A 17,147-nucleotide genomic window follows, 5' to 3' on the forward strand; every position below is an offset into this window, starting at 1 on the left:
GCACCTATGGCAGGCCCAATGCCTGCAGCATCTCCGGGTCGGGAACCGGGGGGCCATCGGGCGGGATGAGGCTCATCCCATAGGGATTGGAGAACTCCCAGACAGACCATGGGATCGCGAAGCGTTCGGCCTCTCGGCGCACTGCCTTGAGATAGCGCGAACGGTCGGCCTCAAAGGCGCCCATGCGGCCGTCCGCGGACATGAGGATAGCGCCGAATTCGCCCATGAAGAGCCGCCGGCTGGGAATGCCATGGCCTTCAGCCCAGTCGACAGCCTGGCGAAAGCTCGCCTCCAGTTGGCTCTGGCCCCAGTTCTGCTCGAAATAGTTCGCGATTGCTTGGCGCGCGGTGGCCATGTTCATGACCTGCTCGACCCTGCTCAAGCCGGCAGCTTCCATCCGCGCTCTAAGGGTTTCGGTCACCACTTCGGGTGTACTGCTGTCGGCCGGCCAGGGAAGTCCCGAAGCAAAGCTGATCGTGTCATCGGGCCGCTGGTGGGTGAAGCTGTGCGGCTCATACATATGGAAGCTGTAATAGAGGTTTGGGTCATCAAAGCTGGGGCTGAGGTTGACCAATCCGGCAATGCTGCCGCCGCAGGCGCCGGTTGCAACGATGGTAAGTTCGCTGCTGACCGCTCGAATGTCGTGGACGGTCCCTGCCATGATCCGCTGCCAGTGATCGCTGCCGCTCGCATCGCAAGGGTAGTATGCGGGCTCGTTGTAAGGTTCGAGGGCGACTTTGTCGGTCCCTATCTTGACCAGCATGGCGGCGACCGCCACAACCATTTGACGATAGCGGGCAACGCCCTCGCTGTCGGCGCCGCCATAGATCATCTCCATGCTGTAGTCGGGAATCTGAGTGACGCCATGCAGGTCGAAAACCACCTTGAGGCCGGTCGACGTGATCCGCTCAACGGCGGCGGCAAGTATGTCCAGCGCCTGCTGCCGCTTGGCGTCCCCGCTGGCAAGCAGCGGGCCGGGATCGACGCTCAGCCGGACGAAGTCGAAGCCCATCGATCGGATGTGGGCAAACACCTCCCCGGCCGGCCAGTCGGTGAGCGGCCTGCTTTCCGCAAGCCACTCCTTTTCGCTGCGATAGGGCGGCCAAACGTAGGTTCCGTCTTTCTCCACCGGCGACCAGTTGAGCCACTGATGCACGCCAACGCCGCGCTTGAGAGGGATGGGCTCTGCCGCGGCCGCCACAAGCAAGGCGAGCACCCAGGCAACAACATACACCGCTTTTCGCATCGCTCCCTCCGCATGCTCGCGGGAGATATTAACCGCAACGAACGGGAAAGAAGATTGCCGGCCCGCAGCTTTTCGACGGCATGGTATACAAGGACCGAAACGTTGACGGGGCGTGCATGAGAATCGGCTGGTACATCAACCGATTGCGCAGCATGGGACCGGCCGAGGTGTTGCACCGGCTGGGCGAGCAACGTCGAAGGATCGTGTCGCGCCGCCGCGATGATGGGTGGGAGCGCTATCCATCGCCGCAGTTGCACCCAGTGCTGCCCGGATTTCGCCATGCTGCGCTGGCAGCGACCGACGCTCAACGGCAGGCCATAGCGGCGGCCGCGCAAGAGATGCTTCATGGCCGGTTTTCGGCACTCGGGCGGACATGGCCAAAGCGTGAGCCCGATCTTTTGTTTCCTGCTGAGCTTTGGCGTCTTGATCCGGTAACCGGCAGGCTTTGGCCTGGCGCCGAGGCTCATACTTTCGATATCGATTTTCGCGATGGCGGCGACCTTGGCGATATAAAATATGTCTGGGAGGTCAACCGGCTGCAGCAATTGCCAGTACTGGCTGCACACCTGCTCCTCAGCGAGGACAATCGATCCCGGAGTGCCATTGAGGCGGCAATCGGCAGTTGGCATTCCGCCAATCCGCCGTTCCGAGGCATTGGCTGGGCTTCCGGCATCGAAGTAGCGCTGCGAGCCATCAGCCTGATCGTCACCCTGGACCTTATCGGTGACCGGCTTGACCCGGCGACGCTGCGGAAAGCTGGTGAGATACTCGCGGCAAGCGCCTATTGGCTGCCGCGGTTTCCGTCGCGATATTCCTCCGCCAACAACCATCTCGTCGCAGAGTTGGCTGGCGAATATCTGGTTTGCCTGGCGCTCGGGGCCGAATCCGAAATTGCCCGCAGCGCCCTCTTAAATGAGACGCACAAGCAGATTCTTGCCGACGGCGCCGGTGCCGAGCAAACGCCGACCTATGCAGCCTTCAGCGCCGAACTCATCTTGCTGTGCGCCGCCGCGGCACGCCAGGCGGGAACGCCGTTTCCCTCGGCCGTCGAAGCGCGTCTGGGCGCCTTCGCCAATTTCGTCGGCTGGCTGCCACAGAAAGCCGCCCGCTTCGGCGACGACGATGAGGGCCATGTGCTGAAGCTGGGCGACGAGCCGAACTATATCCGATCCGTCGCGGCCGCCATCCACGGCTTACTGGGGACGCCGGGCAACGCGCCGGAGCCTGACGATTTTCGTTCGCTTTTCTTTGGTGCGCCGTCAGGCCCGGCGCCCGCGGTGCATGGCTTGCAGACATTCACGCAAGGCGGGCTCTCCGTCTGGCGCGGAGCAATGAATGGCCGCAATGTCGAACTGACGTTCGACCATGGACCGCTCGGCTATCTCTCGATAGCGGCGCACGGCCATGCCGACGCGCTGTCGCTCACCCTGTGCATCGACGATGAGCCGGTGCTGGTCGATCCCGGCACCTGGCTCTACGGTTCGGGAGGCGCATGGCGCGACTGGTTCCGCTCCACACCGGCGCACAACACGCTCAACATCGAGGGCGAGAGCCAAAGCACCATCGCTGGAAATTTCAACTGGTCGCACAAGGCAGTCGCAGCGCTGGTGGAGAGCGAGCCGGGACCGCACTGGAGGCTGAGCGCCCGGCATGACGGCTATAGAAGCCGCTTCGGCGTCGTGCATCAGCGCACTTTGGCGCGCCAGGCCGATGGCATCCTCATCACCGACCAACTGCTCGGCGGCAGGCGCCAGTCCGAGATCGTCTTCCAACTGGCCGCCGGCCTCCATGCCGACCGGCACGAAGAGACGGTCACGGTATTGCGCGGCGACGAGGTACTGTTGGCCATCCGCTTTCCTGATGCTGCGCTCGATATCGGCGCCGGCGGTGACATGCCGGGCCAAGGCGGTTGGGTTTCACTGCGTTTTGGCACCAGGCAGCAAGCCGAACGCCTCGCCTGGCACGGTGAAGTGGGCGAAGCCGGGATCGATATCCATCTTGCCCCAATTCACCCGCCGCAACAGCAAAAATCGGTGCCAACGTAGAGTTGCCGGGCGAGTTCCAGCCGTATTCGACATTAATTACGTTTGGACATTTAGCGGTTTCGTTACCGTTGATCTGCTAGTCTCGCACCATCCAGCCTGCTTTGCCCGCTGCGCCCCGCAACAGCCACTGGTTGCAGGCGGCGTAGCGAGTTTGGCGGGAATTTTGTGCTTTGCTATTCGCCAGATCGCCTTCTTACGACCCCAGACTGCCCTCTTACGACCTGGAGCCGCTGCATCAATGTTTTCCGAATTTGCCAGAGCGATTGTGGAAAAGCTTTCGAACGTCAATCTGACCACGCTCGGCCTGCTTCTCCTCACCGCACTGGGCAGCGCGGTGATCGCCTACTGGCGAACTGCCGAACATAAGTCCCTCAGGGACTTTTTCGACTTCGCCTTCCCACAGGAAGTCATCCTGCACCCGTCGGCGCGAGCCGACGCCCTGTTCTGGATCACGAAACGGGCGATGATGCCTTTCCTGCTCATTCCTGCCGGCGTCACCTTCGTCGTCGCGGTTGGCTATGGTACACGCGAGGCAATTGGCTGGCTCCTTAACATCCACGCGCCGCTTCTCGGCGGCCCGGCGGGACCGGTGACGATCGTCATCTTCACCGCAACCATGCTGGTCGCCTATGATATTTCATACTACCTCTACCACGTCGCCCAGCACCGTTTCCCGTTCCTGTGGGAATTGCACAAGGTACATCATTCGGCCGAGGTGATGGTGGGGATCACCAAGGACCGGGTTCATCCGCTGGACGATCTGATGAACCGTATGTGGGATGGCGTCATCCCGGGCATCTGCTTCGGTGTCTGGAGCCTGATCGCACTCGATCCGGTAGAGGTCGCTATTTTCGGCATCAACGTCTACGTCATCCGCAACATCCTGATGATGGACTTTGTTCGCCATACCCATCTCAAGATATCGTTCGGCCCGTTGAACAACATCATCCTGTGTCCGCACTGGCACCAGGTGCATCACAGCATCGACCCGCGTCACTACGATAAGAATTTCGGCCTGCTTTTTTCATTCTGGGATCGTCTATTCGGAACGCAATTTGTCCCGGAGCCGGAGGAAGACCTGAAATTTGGCCTGGTCGATCGCGATGTGCGCGATTACCAGTCGCTCTTTGGGCTCTACATCCTGCCGCTCAAGAAGATGGCAAGGCATGTCATGCGACTGTTTCACAGACGGCCCAATGTGGTCGCGCAGCCACAGGACAGTTCTCCTTCATGAACACCGCTGTTTCCATCGACGTCCTAGGCGCGGAGCGCCTGGAAATCGTCCGTTCGGCGGATCGCCTGGCTGCGGTCGAAGCCGCTTGGATGGAGCTTTGGCATCGTACCGACGGGCTGATCTTTCAAAGCCATGCCTGGATTTCGGCATGGTGGAGTACCGTACAACGCCGTGACCAGCGCGCGTTGCGGATCGGCCTGGTCTGGAAGGGCGAGAGACTCGTTGCTGTCGTTCCGCTCGCGATCGGCAGGCGCAGGGGGCTGCGGTTTCTCGAATGGGCGGCCGGCAGCTATACCGACTATGGGGATATTCTCGTTGCTCCGGAATGCTCGTTATCGGCGCTGCAGGAGCTATGGACCCAACTCTGCGATGCAGGTGGCTTCGATCTTGCCTTGATCAGCCGTCTCTCGCCGGATGCGGCGGCCCGCAAAATTTTCACGCCGGGAGCCTCCGGCGGCATCAGGCTTCGTCACTTTCACCGAACGGAAGTCAGCTATCGCGTTGCTGGACAATGGGAAAGCGGAGCGGCATGGTTGGCGGACCAGTCGAAAAAGACGCGCCAGAACTATCGGCGCGGCATCAAGGCGCTGGAAGAAACCGGAGAGGTGAGATTTCGCCTGCTTGCGCCCGACGAGCCGCTGCAACCGGTACTGGAGCGCCTCGCGGCCTTGAAGCGGAAATGGCTGACCGAGCGCATGCGTGAATCAGACCTCTTCGAAGAGGGCGTGCCGGTACTCGCCGCGCTCGTCGATGCGTTGGCGCGCGCCGGCGTGCTGCATATCTTCGTCCTCGAATGCAATGGCGTGATGGTCGCGGTGTCGATCAACTTCGTCCAGCACGACATGATGATGGCCTTCGTGACGACGTTCGATCCGGATTTCGGCCGGGCGTCGCCAGGTGTGATCCTGTTGATGGATTACGTGCAGTGGTCGATCGATCACGGCTTGAGCATGGTCGATTTCCTCTGTGGCGCAGAGTCGTTCAAACACAAATTCTCAACGCAGTCGGTTACGCTGGAATCGGTCATCGGGACGCGCACGGCACAGGGTGCGCTTGCATCTCTTGCCGATCGTGTCCTCCAGACCGTCAGGCATATGCGCGAGCGTTCATCGGCACCACCAGAGGGACGCGATACGCCCACTCAAGCCGAAGCAGCCTTGGACTAGAACGGTTCATCGTTTCACGGAAACGCCGAACAGCTCCATCTTTTGTTTTGACGCAATTCCGGATGAAAACCGTTCACACTTTTCCTGGAATTGCTGTAGCGGCCCGCTCGCAAAAAGCTCAAATGAAGCGCGGTATCGGACCGTTTTGCGGCGTGGTGCGGTCGCCGAGGTCGAGGAAGATTTCGTCGATGTAGCACCATCCCCAACCTTCCGGCGGATCGTAGCCTTCGATGACAGGATGGCCGGTTGCCCGAAAATGCTTGGTGGCATGACGGTTGGGCGAGTCGTCGCAGCAGCCGACATGGCCGCATGTGCGGCAGAGCCGCAGATGCACCCACTGCGAACCGCTCTTCAGGCATTCCTCGCAGCCGAGCGCGCTCGGTGTCACGTCGCGAATGTCCCCGGCGTGCCTGCATTCGTCTGCCATCATACGCTCCTGACCAGTTGTGGCGCCACGGCGAGACTGCCGTTTCGCGCGAGATATGCATGCAGCGCTGCAACCACCTGGGCGCCTTCGCCGACGGCAGCGGCGACGCGCTTGATCGAGCCGGAGCGCACGTCGCCGATGGCGAACACCCCGCCGCGGTTCGTCTCCAGTGCACCACGTTCCTGGCCAATGTCAGGCCCGGTGCGAACGAAGCCCTTCGCGTCCAACGCCACGCCGCATTGCGCCAGCCAGTCGGTGTTCGGATCGGCGCCGATGAACAGGAAGAGGTGGCGGATCGGACGTGCTGTCTCGGTGTCGCGGTTGCGCCAGCGCACTTTGCCAAGATTGCCGTCGTCGCCTTCCAGTGCCGCAATCTGCGTCTCAGCCAGCACTTCGATGTTCGGCTGTGCCCTGACGCGCTCCACCAGATAGCGCGACATGCTCGCATCGAGGCTGCTGCCGCGCGCCAGCAGCCATACCTTCTTCACATGCGCCGCCAGGTAGACGGCAGCCTGACCAGCCGAATTGCCGGCGCCGACAAGGGCTACCTCTTGCCCGGCGCAAAGCCGCGCTTCGATCGGCGAAGCCCAGTAATGCACGGAGGTTCCCTCGAATTGCGCCAGGTTTGCCATGTCGAGGCGGCGATAGCGCGCTCCGCTGGCGATCACCACCGACCGTGCCCGCACGGTCTCCCCGCCGCCGACGGCGAGCGTGTAGTGGGCACCGGACGTGTCGCTTGCGCTGCCCAGCAGCTTCGCCTCGTCCGGTATCACCATCTCGACGCCGAATTTCTGCGCCTGGTTGTAAGCGCGCGCCATCAGCGCCATTCCCGAAATGCCGGTCGGAAAACCGAGGTAGTTCTCGATGCGCGAGGAGGCACCCGCCTGTCCGCCGAAGGCACGGCAATCGAGCACGATCGTCGACAACCCTTCGGAAGCCGCGTAGACGGCCGCCGCGAGGCCGGCCGGTCCGGCGCCGACAATGGCCACGTCGTACAGCTTGCCGGCGTCGATCGGCCTCACCAGGCCGATGCAGCGGGCAAGCTCGTTCTCTCCGGGATTGAGCAGCAGCTTGCCGTTCGGACAGAGCACGATCGGCAAATGGTGGATATCGACATGGAAGCGTTCGATCAGGGTCCTGGCGCAGGGATCGGCAGCCGAATCGAGAACGCGATGCGGCTGACCGCTGCGAGCCAGAAAACCTTGCAGCCTCAAAACGTCGCCGCTGTCGACCGGTCCGACAATGATCGGGCCGGCTGTGCCGCTCTCGAGCAGGCCGACACGGCGCAGGATCAGCGCCCGCATGATGCGCTCGCCGAGGTTTGCTTCCTGCACCATCAGGTCCCTCAGCCTTTGCGAGGGGATGACGAGCGCCTCGACCGGCTCGACCGCCTCCACATCCACTAGTGAGGGTCGGGCTGAAAGCTGCGCCAACTCGCCGACGAAATTGCCTGCACCGTGCGTGACGATTGTTTCGCGCCGGCCGAAGCTGCCGCCCTGGATGATATCCACCTTGCCGGACAGGACCACGATCAGACCGGGCGCCAGCTCGCCGGCTTTGACGATCTGTTCGCCTGCAGCATAGGACACGGCTTCGCCGAAACGGCCCATGCGGTCCAGTTCTGCCTCAGCCAGCACTGGAAACATCTGATCGCGACGGGCAATGGAGATCGGATTGGCGGGTTGAGACATGGTTCGAACCTATCGCCGGTTTCCGACAGTTTGAAGCGGTTTTTGCGGCTTGCGGCCGGTAGGAACCTAGCCCGCCTGTCGGTAAACGCTGTGTCCTTCGCTTCGCAGTTAACTGACGGCGGCCGTGCGACGATGTCGTCGCGACGTGCCTCAAAATCCGTTGCATCTCCTTGATTTGTTTGATTTGTGCATCCCGGCAAACCCGGCGCATGCTGCTTCAGCCGGCACCTGCCTAAGCCGGCCAGGCCCGGCGGGCCGTCCTGTGTCAAACTCTCGGCCGCCGGGCTTCTGGACAGCAGAAAACGGCCTGTGTCCGAGCACTCCGCAAACTGGCCTGCGGCCTGTTGTTCGGCGAGTGCTCAGGCAGCTACCTGAAGCACAATCTTGCCGCGCGTATGCTGCTTCTCGAGCTGTTCCTCGGCCCTGGCGACTTCCTCAAGAGGATAGATTGCCTGCACGAATGGCCTGACCTTCCCGGCGTCGATGAGGCGGCTGATCTCGGCAAGCTGCGCCGCGTTCGGCTTGGTCAAATAGGAAACGCCGCGAGCCCGATGCAGGCGGGCCTTCTCCGCCGACGGCTCGGAAAGCGTTGAGACGAGCGTCCCGCCGGGCTTGAGCACGTCCCACGAGCGGTCCTGTGTTTCACCCGCTACCAGGTCGAAGACGAGGTCGACGTCCTCGACAAGCTCCTCGAAGCGCTGGTTCTTGTAATCGACCGCCTGGTCGGCGCCAAGCGCGCGGACGAAATCGAAATCCTGCGCGGACACGGTCGTCGCGACAAACGCGCCCGCGGCCTTTGCGAACTGCACCGCCAGATGACCGACGCCGCCGGCGCCGCCATGGATAAGGACCCGCTGCCCGGATTTGAGGCCGCCGTGATCGAAAAGGCCTTGCCACGCGGTAAGGCCCGCAAGTGGCACGGCGGCGGCTTCGGCGTGGCTTAAGCGTTGCGGCTTCGCCGCCGCCTCCGTTGCCTTGACGACGACATATTCGGCGTTGCCGCCGCGGTCGTTGCCGAGCATGGCATATAGCGGATCGCCCTTCTTCAGCGTATGGGCCCGCGTGCCGCACAGTTCCACCACGCCGGATACGTCGCGGCCGAGCGTGACGGGCAGATCCGCGCCCGAAGAGCCCTCGCGAACCTTGTAGTCGACGGGATTGACGCTTGCCGCGTAGACCTTGAGCGTGACCTCGTCGTCATGCGGCTGAGGCAACGGAACCGCGTCCAGCGAAAGAACCTCCGGTCCACCAAAATCGTGGATTCGGACGGCCTTCATCGTAATCATGGCTTGCTCCTCGTCGGGTTGCAGTCCAGTTCGCTCTGAACAGTTTCGCCGGCAGGGCCGGCGTCTATCCAGCCGGCGGTTCGGTCGTAGCAAAGGCCGGCCGGTGGTGCGCCGTCAGTGTATCGTTTGCGAATGCTCGCCGCCGGGTTGCGAGATGCCGCTCAGCGCTTCACCTGCTGTCGCCGTCTCGCTGTTGGTGGCGAGGTCGCCCAGCGAAACGATGCCGACCAGGCGCTTGTCGCGGTTCAGCACCGGCAAGCGGCGCACTTTCAGGTCAGCCATGTTACGCAGAATATCCTCCGCGTCTTCGTCTTCGAAGCAATACCTGACCTCGGTGCTCATCACTTCCCGTACCTTGGCGTCAGGTGTCTTGCCTTGGGCGACGCCGCGGATTGCGATGTCGCGATCGGTTACCATGCCGACAAGCCGATCGTTCTCGCCCACCGGCATTGCGCCGGCGTCGAGGCGACCCATCATTTCTGCCGCATCGCGCAGGGTTTGCTGCGGACTGGCGATCTCGACGTCCTTTGTCATGCAGTTGCCGACTTTCATTTTAACCTCCCTTGGTTGCAGGGCCCGCCGCCGGTTTCCATGATGAAAGGGTGAATGAGCGCCAGCGCAAAACGTTCCATGGCAAGACCCGTTTCGAGCGCTTCGCCGAAATCACCCTTGCCATCCTCCACCCGACCGCCCTTCAGGCGGTCGGCCCGGGAAAGGTCGGTTCCGAAGGAATTTCGGAAGGCGTGCCGGGAGGAACTCCGATCGGCTCCTGGTCCGGCGTCGGAATTGGATCCGGCGAGGGCGGGGGTACGCCTGGAGGTTCTCCCGGCGGAGTCTCCGGCGGGGCAGGCGGCCGGGCCGGCTCCGGATTGGGATTGTCCGGCAGTGGATTCGGGTTATTCGGATCGGGATTGTTCATCGGTCACTCCCCTGACAACTGTGACCTGATCTCCGCCAAGAGCGGGGGTGCGGCAGCGGCGATCAGGCTCTCTTGTCCTAAACCAAGGGGAAGCAAAAGCGTTCCCGCTTCCGACGCCACGCGCGGTGCCAATCTATCGGGCGGTTCCCAGGCTGGCATACATTCCGTTGGTGCGGAACTGCGTCGGGTTGATGCCGTAGAGGCGGCGGAAGACCTTCGAAAAGTAATTGGCATCCTCGAAGCCGCACATGATGGCGACTTCCTTGACCGGCAGGAAATCGGCCTTCGTGAGCAACTTCGCCGCGCGCTGCAGTCGCTGCTGCAGCACGAATTCGGCGGGCGGAAGACCTTCACTCTCGGCGAAGCAGCGCGAGAAATGCGCGCGGCTCAGGCCGCTGATCTCAGCGAGATCGGCAACGCGGAGCGGCCTGTCGAGATTGGCCCTGATGTGATCGATGACCGGCTGCATGGCGCTCTTGTCGTCTGTGACGGCATGCGAGCCGAAGACATCGTCGTAGAGCGCCATGGCTGCTTCATAGGCGACGGCCGAGGCGGCTCCCGGCGAGACCGCGCCCGTGATCAGGCGCACACTGCAATCAGCCAGATGATCGATCGTCGAGGGCTGCAGCCGCAGCACCGGACCGACGGCGGCAAGGATCGACTTGTGGATGCGCAGTGCCTCCTCGCCGTTCATCGATATCCAGAAGAACTCCCAGCGTTCGCCCTTGGCCAGCCAGTAACGGTGGTTGTGCGGCACGAGAACCAGCAAAGTGTCGCCCTTTTGCAGGCGGTAGTTCCGGTTCTCGTAGCGCAATCGGCCGGCGCCGCTGATCGTATGCTGGAGCACGGTAAACGGCGTCAGGCCGCGCTTGCGCCCATCCCAGTCGTAGACCTCGTTCTCGCGCACTTCATAGCCGGTGCTTGTCGGCATGGTGTGTAGGCGCTGGCGCCCGCGCGGCAGCGATACCGTCCTGCCCGCCGGCCCGATGTCGATCAAGTTCCGCAGCACAAAATTACCCCTAAAAGCATAATCCTTCTCTGGTCGCGTGCCGAATAAGGCGCATAATCCCTTGAGAAAAGCAAAAGAAACCGCGGTCAAAGAGCGGATGGGAGGAAATGCTGGATTCCAGCCTGCATAGCGTGGCAGGCGGGCCAGGCCTCTTTTCGCCGCCTTTGCCCCAGCGTTCGATCAGGTCGAGGTGAGGCTGATGAGTTTCAAGATCGCTATCATCGGTGCGGGAAGCGTCGGGTTCACCAAGAAGCTCTTCACAGACATTTTGTGCGTTCCTGAATTCAGGGATGTCGAATTCGCATTGACCGATCTCAGCGAGCGCAACCTCCAGATGATCAAGTCGATCCTCGACAGGGTCGTCGAATTCAACAGGCTGCCGACCAAGGTTACGGCAACGACAGACCGCCGTGCTGCCCTCGAGGGTGCCCGCTACATCATCAGCTGCGTTCGCGTCGGCGGTCTCGAAGCCTATGCGGACGACATCCGCATTCCCTTGAAGTATGGCATTGACCAGTGCGTCGGCGACACGATCTGCGCCGGCGGCATCCTCTATGGCCAGCGCAACATTCCGGTAATCCTCGATTTCTGCAAGGATATCCTCGAAGTCGCCGAGCCTGGGGCGAAATTCCTGAACTACGCCAATCCGATGGCTATGAACACCTGGGCGGCGATCGAATATGGCAGGGTCGATACCGTCGGCCTCTGCCACGGCGTCCAGCATGGCGCCGACCAGATCGCCGAAGTGCTCGGCGCCAAGTCGCGCACCGAGCTCGACTACGTCTGCTCCGGCATCAATCACCAGACCTGGTTCATCGACCTGCGTCTCAACGGCCGCAAGATCGGTAAGGACGAGCTGGTTGCCGCCTTCGAGGCGCATCCGGTCTATTCGCAGCAGGAAAAGCTGCGCATCGATGTCCTGAAGCGCTTCGGCGTCTATTCGACCGAAAGCAACGGCCATCTTTCCGAATACCTGCCCTGGTATCGCAAGCGGCCGGACGAAATCACCCGCTGGATCGACATGTCCGACTGGATCCACGGCGAGACCGGCGGCTACCTTCGTTATTCGACCGAAACACGCAACTGGTTCGAAACGGAGTTCCCGCAATTTCTGGAATCCGCCGCCAGGCCGATAGACCCCGCCAAGCGCTCCAACGAGCATGCCAGCCACATTCTCGAGGCGCTGGAGACGAACCGCGTTTATCGCGGCCATTTCAACGTCAAGAACAACGGCATCATCACCAACCTGCCGCAGGACGCGATCGTCGAGTCGCCCGGCTTCGTCGACCGCTTCGGTATCAACATGGCCTCCGGCATCACGCTGCCGGAGGCCTGCGCCGCCACTTGCATTTCCTCCATCAACGTCCAGCGCATGTCGGTTCATGCGGCGATCTCCGGCGATATCGACCTGCTGAAGCTCGCGGTCCTGCACGACCCGCTGGTCGGCGCGGTTTCGACGCCGGAAGAGGTTTGGCAAATGGTGGACGAAATGGTCGTCGCCCAGGCTCGCTGGCTGCCGCAATATGCCGATGCGGTGCCGGCCGCGAAGGAACGGCTTTCGAAATCCAGGATCAAGACCCGCGAATGGGCCGGTGCGGCAAGGCGCGACGTCCGTTCGATCGAGGAATTGCGTGCGGAAAAAACGGCTCTCAAGCAGGCCGTGTGAATTTCACCGGGTGGATCGCGGCGAGCTTTCGGGAGAATTTTCCGCACCCGTCTGTACATTCGTTCGAGGAGAAATGGAGCGCGTCAACGCGCTCCTGAACAAACAGGGAGGAGAGACGATGAGGAATTTTCGAAACATTGGCATTCTCGCCGGGCTGGCGCTTAGCGTCTCGGCCTCGGCGCTGAACGCGTATGCATCCGAGCCGACCGTGCCGCCGGTGCCCGCGCAATTCCCCGCCGAGGGAAAGATCAAATACGTCGCGCGCGACTCCATCCTGGAATTCAAGGCACTGCCGGAATATCACGAACCGGATTGGGTCACCGAGAAATACGTCAAGGCGGGCAAGCTGCCGCCGGTCAAGGACCGTTTGCCTAAGGAGCCGCTGGTCTTCAAGACCGGCAACATGCCGGATGGCATCGGCGTTTACGGCGATACGATGCGCCATGTCATCGGCGGCCGGCCGGAAGGCTGGAATTATGGCGCCGGCCAGACGCAAGGCTGGGGCGGCATCGACATCGGCCTTTCCGAATGCCTGACGCGCACCGCGCCGCTTTTCCAGGTCGAGGCCAAGGACACGGAGCCGCTGCCGAACCTCGCCAGGAGTTGGGACTGGTCCAAGGACGGCCACACGCTGACGATGCATCTGGTCGAGGGCGCGAAATGGTCGGACGGCGTTCCATTCAACGCCGACGATGTGATGTTCTATTGGGACGACGAGGTGATCGACCCCAATGTGTCGCCGCTGAACGGCGCGACGCAGGAGACCTTCGGCGTCGGCACGACGTTGAAGAAAATCGACGACTACACCGTCGAGTGGACGTTCAAGGACGCCTTTCCGAAACAATACCTTTACGCCATGGCTTACGGCACCTTCTGTCCGGGCCCGTCGCATATCCTCAAGCCGCAGCATCCGAAATATTCGAAGAACACCTACGAGCAGTTCAAGAACGCGTTCCCGCCGGAATATATGAACATGCCGGTGATGGGTGCCTGGGTGCCGGTGGCATACCGCCCCGACGACATCATCGTCATGCGTCGCAATCCGTACTATTGGAAGGTCGACGAGAAGGGCAACCAACTGCCGTATCTCAATGAACTGCACTACAAATTGTCGACCTGGGCCGACCGCGACGTTCAGGCCGTCGCGGGAGCCGGCGACTTCTCCAATCTGGAGCAGCCGGAGAACTTCGTTGCCTCGCTGAAGCGCGCGGCGCAAAAGGACGCACCGGCACGGCTTGCGTTCGGCGCGCGGCTGATCGGCTATAATCTGCGCATGAATTTCTCAGCCAATGGCTGGGGCAACCCCGACGAGCGCGGACAGGCGATACGCGAGCTGAACCGCAACGAGGATTTCCGCAAGGGCGTCACCATGGCGCTGAACCGCAAGGCGCTCGGCGACTCGCTGGTCAAGGGTCCGTTCACTGCCATCTATCCGGGCGGCTTATCCTCGGGCACGAGCTTCTACGACCGGAAGTCGACGGTCTACTACCCCTTCGATCTCGAAGGCGCCAAGGCGGAACTCGCCAAGGCAGGCCTGAAAGACACGGACGGCGACGGCTTCGTCAATTTTCCTGCAGGTACCGCCGGCGGCAAGAATGTCGAGATCGTGATGCTCGTCAACAACGACTACACTACCGACAAGAGCCTTGCCGAAGGTGTAGTCGCCCAGATGGAAAAGCTAGGGCTTCGGATCGTGCTCAACGGACTCAACGGCACCCAGCGCGATGCCTCGCAATACTCCGGCCGCTTCGACTGGCTGGTACGGCGCAACGATCAGGAGCTGACTTCCGTCGTCCAGAATACCGATCAACTGGCCCCGGTCGGTCCACGAACCAGTTGGGACCATCGTGCGCCGGAAAACGGCGAGGTCGATATGATGCCTTTCGAGAAGGACCTCGTCGACATCGTCAACAAATTTGTCTCGTCCGCGGACAATGACGAGCGCGCCAGCCTGATGAGAGAGTTCCAGAAGATCTCGACCGAGCACGTCTACAATGTCGGCCTGACGGAATATCCCGGCGCGCTGATCATCAACAAACGCTTCTCCAACATCCCGCAGGGCACGCCGATCTTCATGTTCAACTGGGCCGAGGATTCGATTGTCCGCGAGCGGGTCTTTGTCGCTGCCGACAAGCAGGCCAAATACGAGCTGTTCCCCGAAGAGCTTCCCGGCAAGCCCGGAGACAAGGGCCCGATGAACTAGGTTTACCTCCCCTGACTGACAACTCCGGCCGCGCCAGTTGGCGCGGCCGGACAAAGCAAACCTCCGTACGCTCAAAGAGAGCGACCGGCTAGACAAGGAAGCGGACCGACCGATGTTGCGATTCCTGCTCACGCGCATAGCGTCGGCGATCCCGGTCCTCGCCATTCTGAGCCTGGTCACCTTCGCCATCATCCAGGCGCCGCCGGGCGACTATGCCGACTACATCCGCTCGCAGTTGATCAATCAGGGCGGGGCCTCATTCGCCGAGGCCGACGCGCAGGCCAAGGCCTATCGGATAGAACACGGTCTCGATAAGCCGCTGCCCGTCCAGTATCTCAACTGGATCGGCGGCATCATCACCCGCGGCGATTTCGGCTACAGCCTCTATTACAATAAGCCGGTGGCCGATGTGGTGGGCGAGCGCCTGCCGCGCACGCTGCTCCTGGCGCTGGTGTGCCATCTGCTGGCCTCGGTCCTCGGTATCACCTTCGGCATATGGGCGGCGACTAGGCAGTACAGCTGGATCGACAGTGCGCTGTCAGCGATTTCCTTCCTCGGCATGACGGTGCCGCGCTTCCTGATGGCGCTGATCATCGTCTATCTGCTGGTCTTCCAGTTCAACGTCTCCGAGATCGGCAGCTTCTTCTCGCCGCAATTTGGCGGGGCGCCGTGGTCCTGGGCGAAGTTCGTCGATCTCGTCCGGCATGTCTGGCCGGTTGTCGCCATCGCCACCTTCGGCGGGCTCGCCTACAACATGCGGGTGATGCGCGGCAATCTGCTCGACACGCTGAATGCGCAATATGTCGAAACCGCTCGCGCCAAGGGCCTTAGCGGCGGTGCGGTCGTGATGCGCCATGCGGTGCCCAATGCGCTGCATCCGCTGGTCATGTATCAGGGCGTGGTGCTGCCCTATATGCTGACCGGCGAGATCGAGACCGCGATCATCTTTGCCCTGCCGACCGTCGGCCCGGCGATCGTTGGCTCGATGGCGGTGGGCGACGTCTATGTCACGGCGACATTCATGATGGTGCTGTCGGCGACGCTGATCGTCGGCAACATCATCGCCGACATGCTGCTCGTCATGCTCGATCCGCGTGTGCGCCAATATGCAGGGTCCTGAGATGCTTGCTTTCGAGCCCTCGCTGCCGCCACTTGCCGAGGAACCGGCCAAGATCAAGCCGCGCGGCAATGAGAGTTACATCGCACTCGTCTGGCGCCGCCTGAAACGGTCCTGGACCGGCATGGCCGGGCTCATCCTGGTCGCGTTTCTGGTGCTGCTGGCGGTGTTTGCCGACTTCTTCGCACCGATGGATCCCAAGGTGACCGATGTCGGCTTCGCCCCGCCGCAGATGATGAGCTTCCATGACAAGGACGGCAACTTCGTCTTCCAGCCACGCGTCTATGCCCTGGCGGATTCGGAAGACCTCGACCCGGTTACCTTCCAACCCGTCGTCGGGCCGGACTACGACCATCCGCGGCTGCTCGGCTTCTTCATCAAGGGAGCGGAGTACAGACTGCTCGGCCTGCTTCCCGCGAACCGGCACTTCTTCGGCTCGACCGACGGCCAGCCGGTGCACTTCCTTGGCACCGACAAATTCGGTCGCGATGTGCTGGCTCGTGCGATCTATGGTTCGCGCATCTCGTTGATGATCGCATTGACCGTGGTCTTCATCGTCACCGTGATCGGCACGACGGTCGGCATGGTGTCGGGCTATTTCGGCGGCACATTCGATGTCTGGGTCCAGCGCTTCGTCGAACTGGTGCTCGCGTTTCCGCAATTGCCGCTTTATCTGGCGCTGACCTCGCTGGTTCCGGTGACGGCGCCGACGAATGTCTTCCTGGCCTTCGTGATCGTTGTCATGTCGGCACTCGGCTGGGCGCAGATGTCGCGCGAAGTGCGCGGCAAGACCCTGGCACTGGCGCGGATCGACTACGTTCGTGCGGCGATGGCGGTCGGCGCCACAGATGGCCGCATCATCATGCAACACATTTTTCCGAACGTGATGAGCCACGTGATCGTTGCGGTCACGTTGGCAATCCCCAGCGTGGTCCTGCTCGAATCCTTCCTCGGTTTTCTCGGCTTCGCGGTGAAGCCGCCGCTGATCTCCTGGGGCCTGATGCTGCAAGACACCGCGACCTATTCGGTCATCGGCACTTATCCCTGGATCCTTTCGCCGGTCGGCTTCGTGCTTGTCACCGTCTTCGCGTTCAACGCGCTTGGGGATGGACTGCGCGATGCGGTCGATCCTTATTGA

General features: G+C 61.9%; 14 protein-coding genes. 7 read left to right on the top strand and 7 right to left on the bottom strand.

Annotation, left to right across the window (positions count from 1 at the left end; all coding sequences use genetic code 11):
* Window positions 1-4 precede the first annotated feature (4 nt).
* The gene (locus tag NKI52_RS21330; protein ID WP_352699408.1) at window positions 5-1,246 is read right to left on the bottom strand and encodes a glycoside hydrolase family 5 protein; all 1,242 of its coding nucleotides are present in this window, start codon (window positions 1,244-1,246) and stop codon (window positions 5-7) included.
* Window positions 1,247-1,362: 116 nt separating this feature from the next.
* Between NKI52_RS21330 and NKI52_RS21335 the strand changes: the two genes are divergently transcribed.
* The 3 genes from NKI52_RS21335 to NKI52_RS21345 all read left to right on the top strand — a co-directional run bounded on the left by NKI52_RS21335 (window position 1,363) and on the right by NKI52_RS21345 (window position 5,691).
* Window positions 1,363-3,291 carry a heparinase II/III family protein gene (locus tag NKI52_RS21335; RefSeq protein ID WP_352699410.1) on the top strand — a complete coding sequence of 643 codons (1,929 nt, stop codon included), beginning with the start codon at window positions 1,363-1,365 and terminating at the stop codon, window positions 3,289-3,291.
* A 238-nt stretch (window positions 3,292-3,529) separates the two neighbouring features.
* Window positions 3,530-4,525 carry a sterol desaturase family protein gene (locus NKI52_RS21340; protein WP_352679376.1) on the top strand — a complete coding sequence of 332 codons (996 nt, stop codon included), beginning with the start codon at window positions 3,530-3,532 and terminating at the stop codon, window positions 4,523-4,525.
* The gene (locus NKI52_RS21345) at window positions 4,522-5,691 is read left to right on the top strand and encodes a GNAT family N-acetyltransferase (RefSeq protein ID WP_352699412.1); all 1,170 of its coding nucleotides are present in this window, start codon (window positions 4,522-4,524) and stop codon (window positions 5,689-5,691) included. Before NKI52_RS21340 ends, NKI52_RS21345 begins: the two co-directional genes overlap by 4 nt.
* A 118-nt stretch (window positions 5,692-5,809) precedes the next feature.
* Here the strand turns inward: NKI52_RS21345 and NKI52_RS21350 are convergent, their stop codons facing one another.
* The 6 genes from NKI52_RS21350 to NKI52_RS21375 form a co-directional block, all read right to left on the bottom strand.
* On the bottom strand, window positions 5,810-6,121 hold the full coding sequence (locus NKI52_RS21350) for a UBP-type zinc finger domain-containing protein (RefSeq protein ID WP_036238601.1): 312 nt from the start codon (window positions 6,119-6,121) through the stop codon (window positions 5,810-5,812).
* A complete protein-coding gene (locus NKI52_RS21355; protein ID WP_031211893.1) occupies window positions 6,118-7,809 on the bottom strand; it encodes an FAD-dependent oxidoreductase in 1,692 nt (563 codons plus the stop codon). Before NKI52_RS21355 ends, NKI52_RS21350 begins: the two co-directional genes overlap by 4 nt.
* Before the next feature lie 359 nt (window positions 7,810-8,168).
* The gene (locus tag NKI52_RS21360) at window positions 8,169-9,095 is read right to left on the bottom strand and encodes an NADP-dependent oxidoreductase (RefSeq protein WP_352449638.1); all 927 of its coding nucleotides are present in this window, start codon (window positions 9,093-9,095) and stop codon (window positions 8,169-8,171) included.
* A 114-nt stretch (window positions 9,096-9,209) separates the two neighbouring features.
* A complete protein-coding gene (locus tag NKI52_RS21365; protein ID WP_352569048.1) occupies window positions 9,210-9,647 on the bottom strand; it encodes a CBS domain-containing protein in 438 nt (145 codons plus the stop codon).
* Window positions 9,644-9,778 carry a hypothetical protein gene (locus NKI52_RS21370; RefSeq protein ID WP_352472518.1) on the bottom strand — a complete coding sequence of 45 codons (135 nt, stop codon included), beginning with the start codon at window positions 9,776-9,778 and terminating at the stop codon, window positions 9,644-9,646. The genes NKI52_RS21365 and NKI52_RS21370 overlap by 4 nt, the downstream gene beginning before the upstream one ends.
* Before the next feature lie 369 nt (window positions 9,779-10,147).
* Window positions 10,148-11,023 carry an AraC family ligand binding domain-containing protein gene (locus NKI52_RS21375; RefSeq protein ID WP_502897782.1) on the bottom strand — a complete coding sequence of 292 codons (876 nt, stop codon included), beginning with the start codon at window positions 11,021-11,023 and terminating at the stop codon, window positions 10,148-10,150.
* A 199-nt stretch (window positions 11,024-11,222) separates the two neighbouring features.
* Here NKI52_RS21375 and NKI52_RS21380 point away from each other — a divergent pair, with 199 nt between their 5' ends.
* The 4 genes from NKI52_RS21380 to NKI52_RS21395 all read left to right on the top strand — a co-directional run bounded on the left by NKI52_RS21380 (window position 11,223) and on the right by NKI52_RS21395 (window position 17,147).
* A complete protein-coding gene (locus NKI52_RS21380) occupies window positions 11,223-12,689 on the top strand; it encodes an alpha-glucosidase/alpha-galactosidase (RefSeq protein WP_352449637.1) in 1,467 nt (488 codons plus the stop codon).
* 118 nt (window positions 12,690-12,807) lie between these two features.
* Complete coding sequence (locus tag NKI52_RS21385) at window positions 12,808-14,892, top strand: ABC transporter substrate-binding protein (protein ID WP_352569049.1); 2,085 nt, start codon at window positions 12,808-12,810, stop codon at window positions 14,890-14,892.
* Window positions 14,893-15,004: 112 nt separating this feature from the next.
* A complete protein-coding gene (locus NKI52_RS21390; protein WP_352569051.1) occupies window positions 15,005-16,012 on the top strand; it encodes an ABC transporter permease in 1,008 nt (335 codons plus the stop codon).
* A 1-nt stretch (window position 16,013) separates the two neighbouring features.
* The gene (locus NKI52_RS21395) at window positions 16,014-17,147 is read left to right on the top strand and encodes an ABC transporter permease (RefSeq protein ID WP_352699415.1); all 1,134 of its coding nucleotides are present in this window, start codon (window positions 16,014-16,016) and stop codon (window positions 17,145-17,147) included.

This window comes from Mesorhizobium sp. M0590 (assembly GCF_040320905.1).
In the GTDB taxonomy this organism is placed as follows: Bacteria; Pseudomonadota; Alphaproteobacteria; order Rhizobiales; family Rhizobiaceae; genus Mesorhizobium.

Excerpts from the sequence above, each read along its gene's own strand:
- NKI52_RS21330 (WP_352699408.1), bottom strand. The coding sequence starts at position 1,246 with ATGCGAAAAGCGGTGTATGTTGTTGCCTGGGTGCTCGCCTTGCTTGTG.
- NKI52_RS21335 (WP_352699410.1), top strand. The coding sequence starts at position 1,363 with ATGAGAATCGGCTGGTACATCAACCGATTGCGCAGCATGGGACCGGCC.
- NKI52_RS21340 (WP_352679376.1), top strand. The coding sequence starts at position 3,530 with ATGTTTTCCGAATTTGCCAGAGCGATTGTGGAAAAGCTTTCGAACGTC.
- NKI52_RS21345 (WP_352699412.1), top strand. The coding sequence starts at position 4,522 with ATGAACACCGCTGTTTCCATCGACGTCCTAGGCGCGGAGCGCCTGGAA.
- NKI52_RS21350 (WP_036238601.1), bottom strand. The coding sequence starts at position 6,121 with ATGATGGCAGACGAATGCAGGCACGCCGGGGACATTCGCGACGTGACA.
- NKI52_RS21355 (WP_031211893.1), bottom strand. The coding sequence starts at position 7,809 with ATGTCTCAACCCGCCAATCCGATCTCCATTGCCCGTCGCGATCAGATG.
- NKI52_RS21360 (WP_352449638.1), bottom strand. The coding sequence starts at position 9,095 with ATGATTACGATGAAGGCCGTCCGAATCCACGATTTTGGTGGACCGGAG.
- NKI52_RS21365 (WP_352569048.1), bottom strand. The coding sequence starts at position 9,647 with ATGAAAGTCGGCAACTGCATGACAAAGGACGTCGAGATCGCCAGTCCG.
- NKI52_RS21380 (WP_352449637.1), top strand. The coding sequence starts at position 11,223 with ATGAGTTTCAAGATCGCTATCATCGGTGCGGGAAGCGTCGGGTTCACC.
- NKI52_RS21385 (WP_352569049.1), top strand. The coding sequence starts at position 12,808 with ATGAGGAATTTTCGAAACATTGGCATTCTCGCCGGGCTGGCGCTTAGC.
- NKI52_RS21390 (WP_352569051.1), top strand. The coding sequence starts at position 15,005 with ATGTTGCGATTCCTGCTCACGCGCATAGCGTCGGCGATCCCGGTCCTC.
- NKI52_RS21395 (WP_352699415.1), top strand. The coding sequence starts at position 16,014 with ATGCTTGCTTTCGAGCCCTCGCTGCCGCCACTTGCCGAGGAACCGGCC.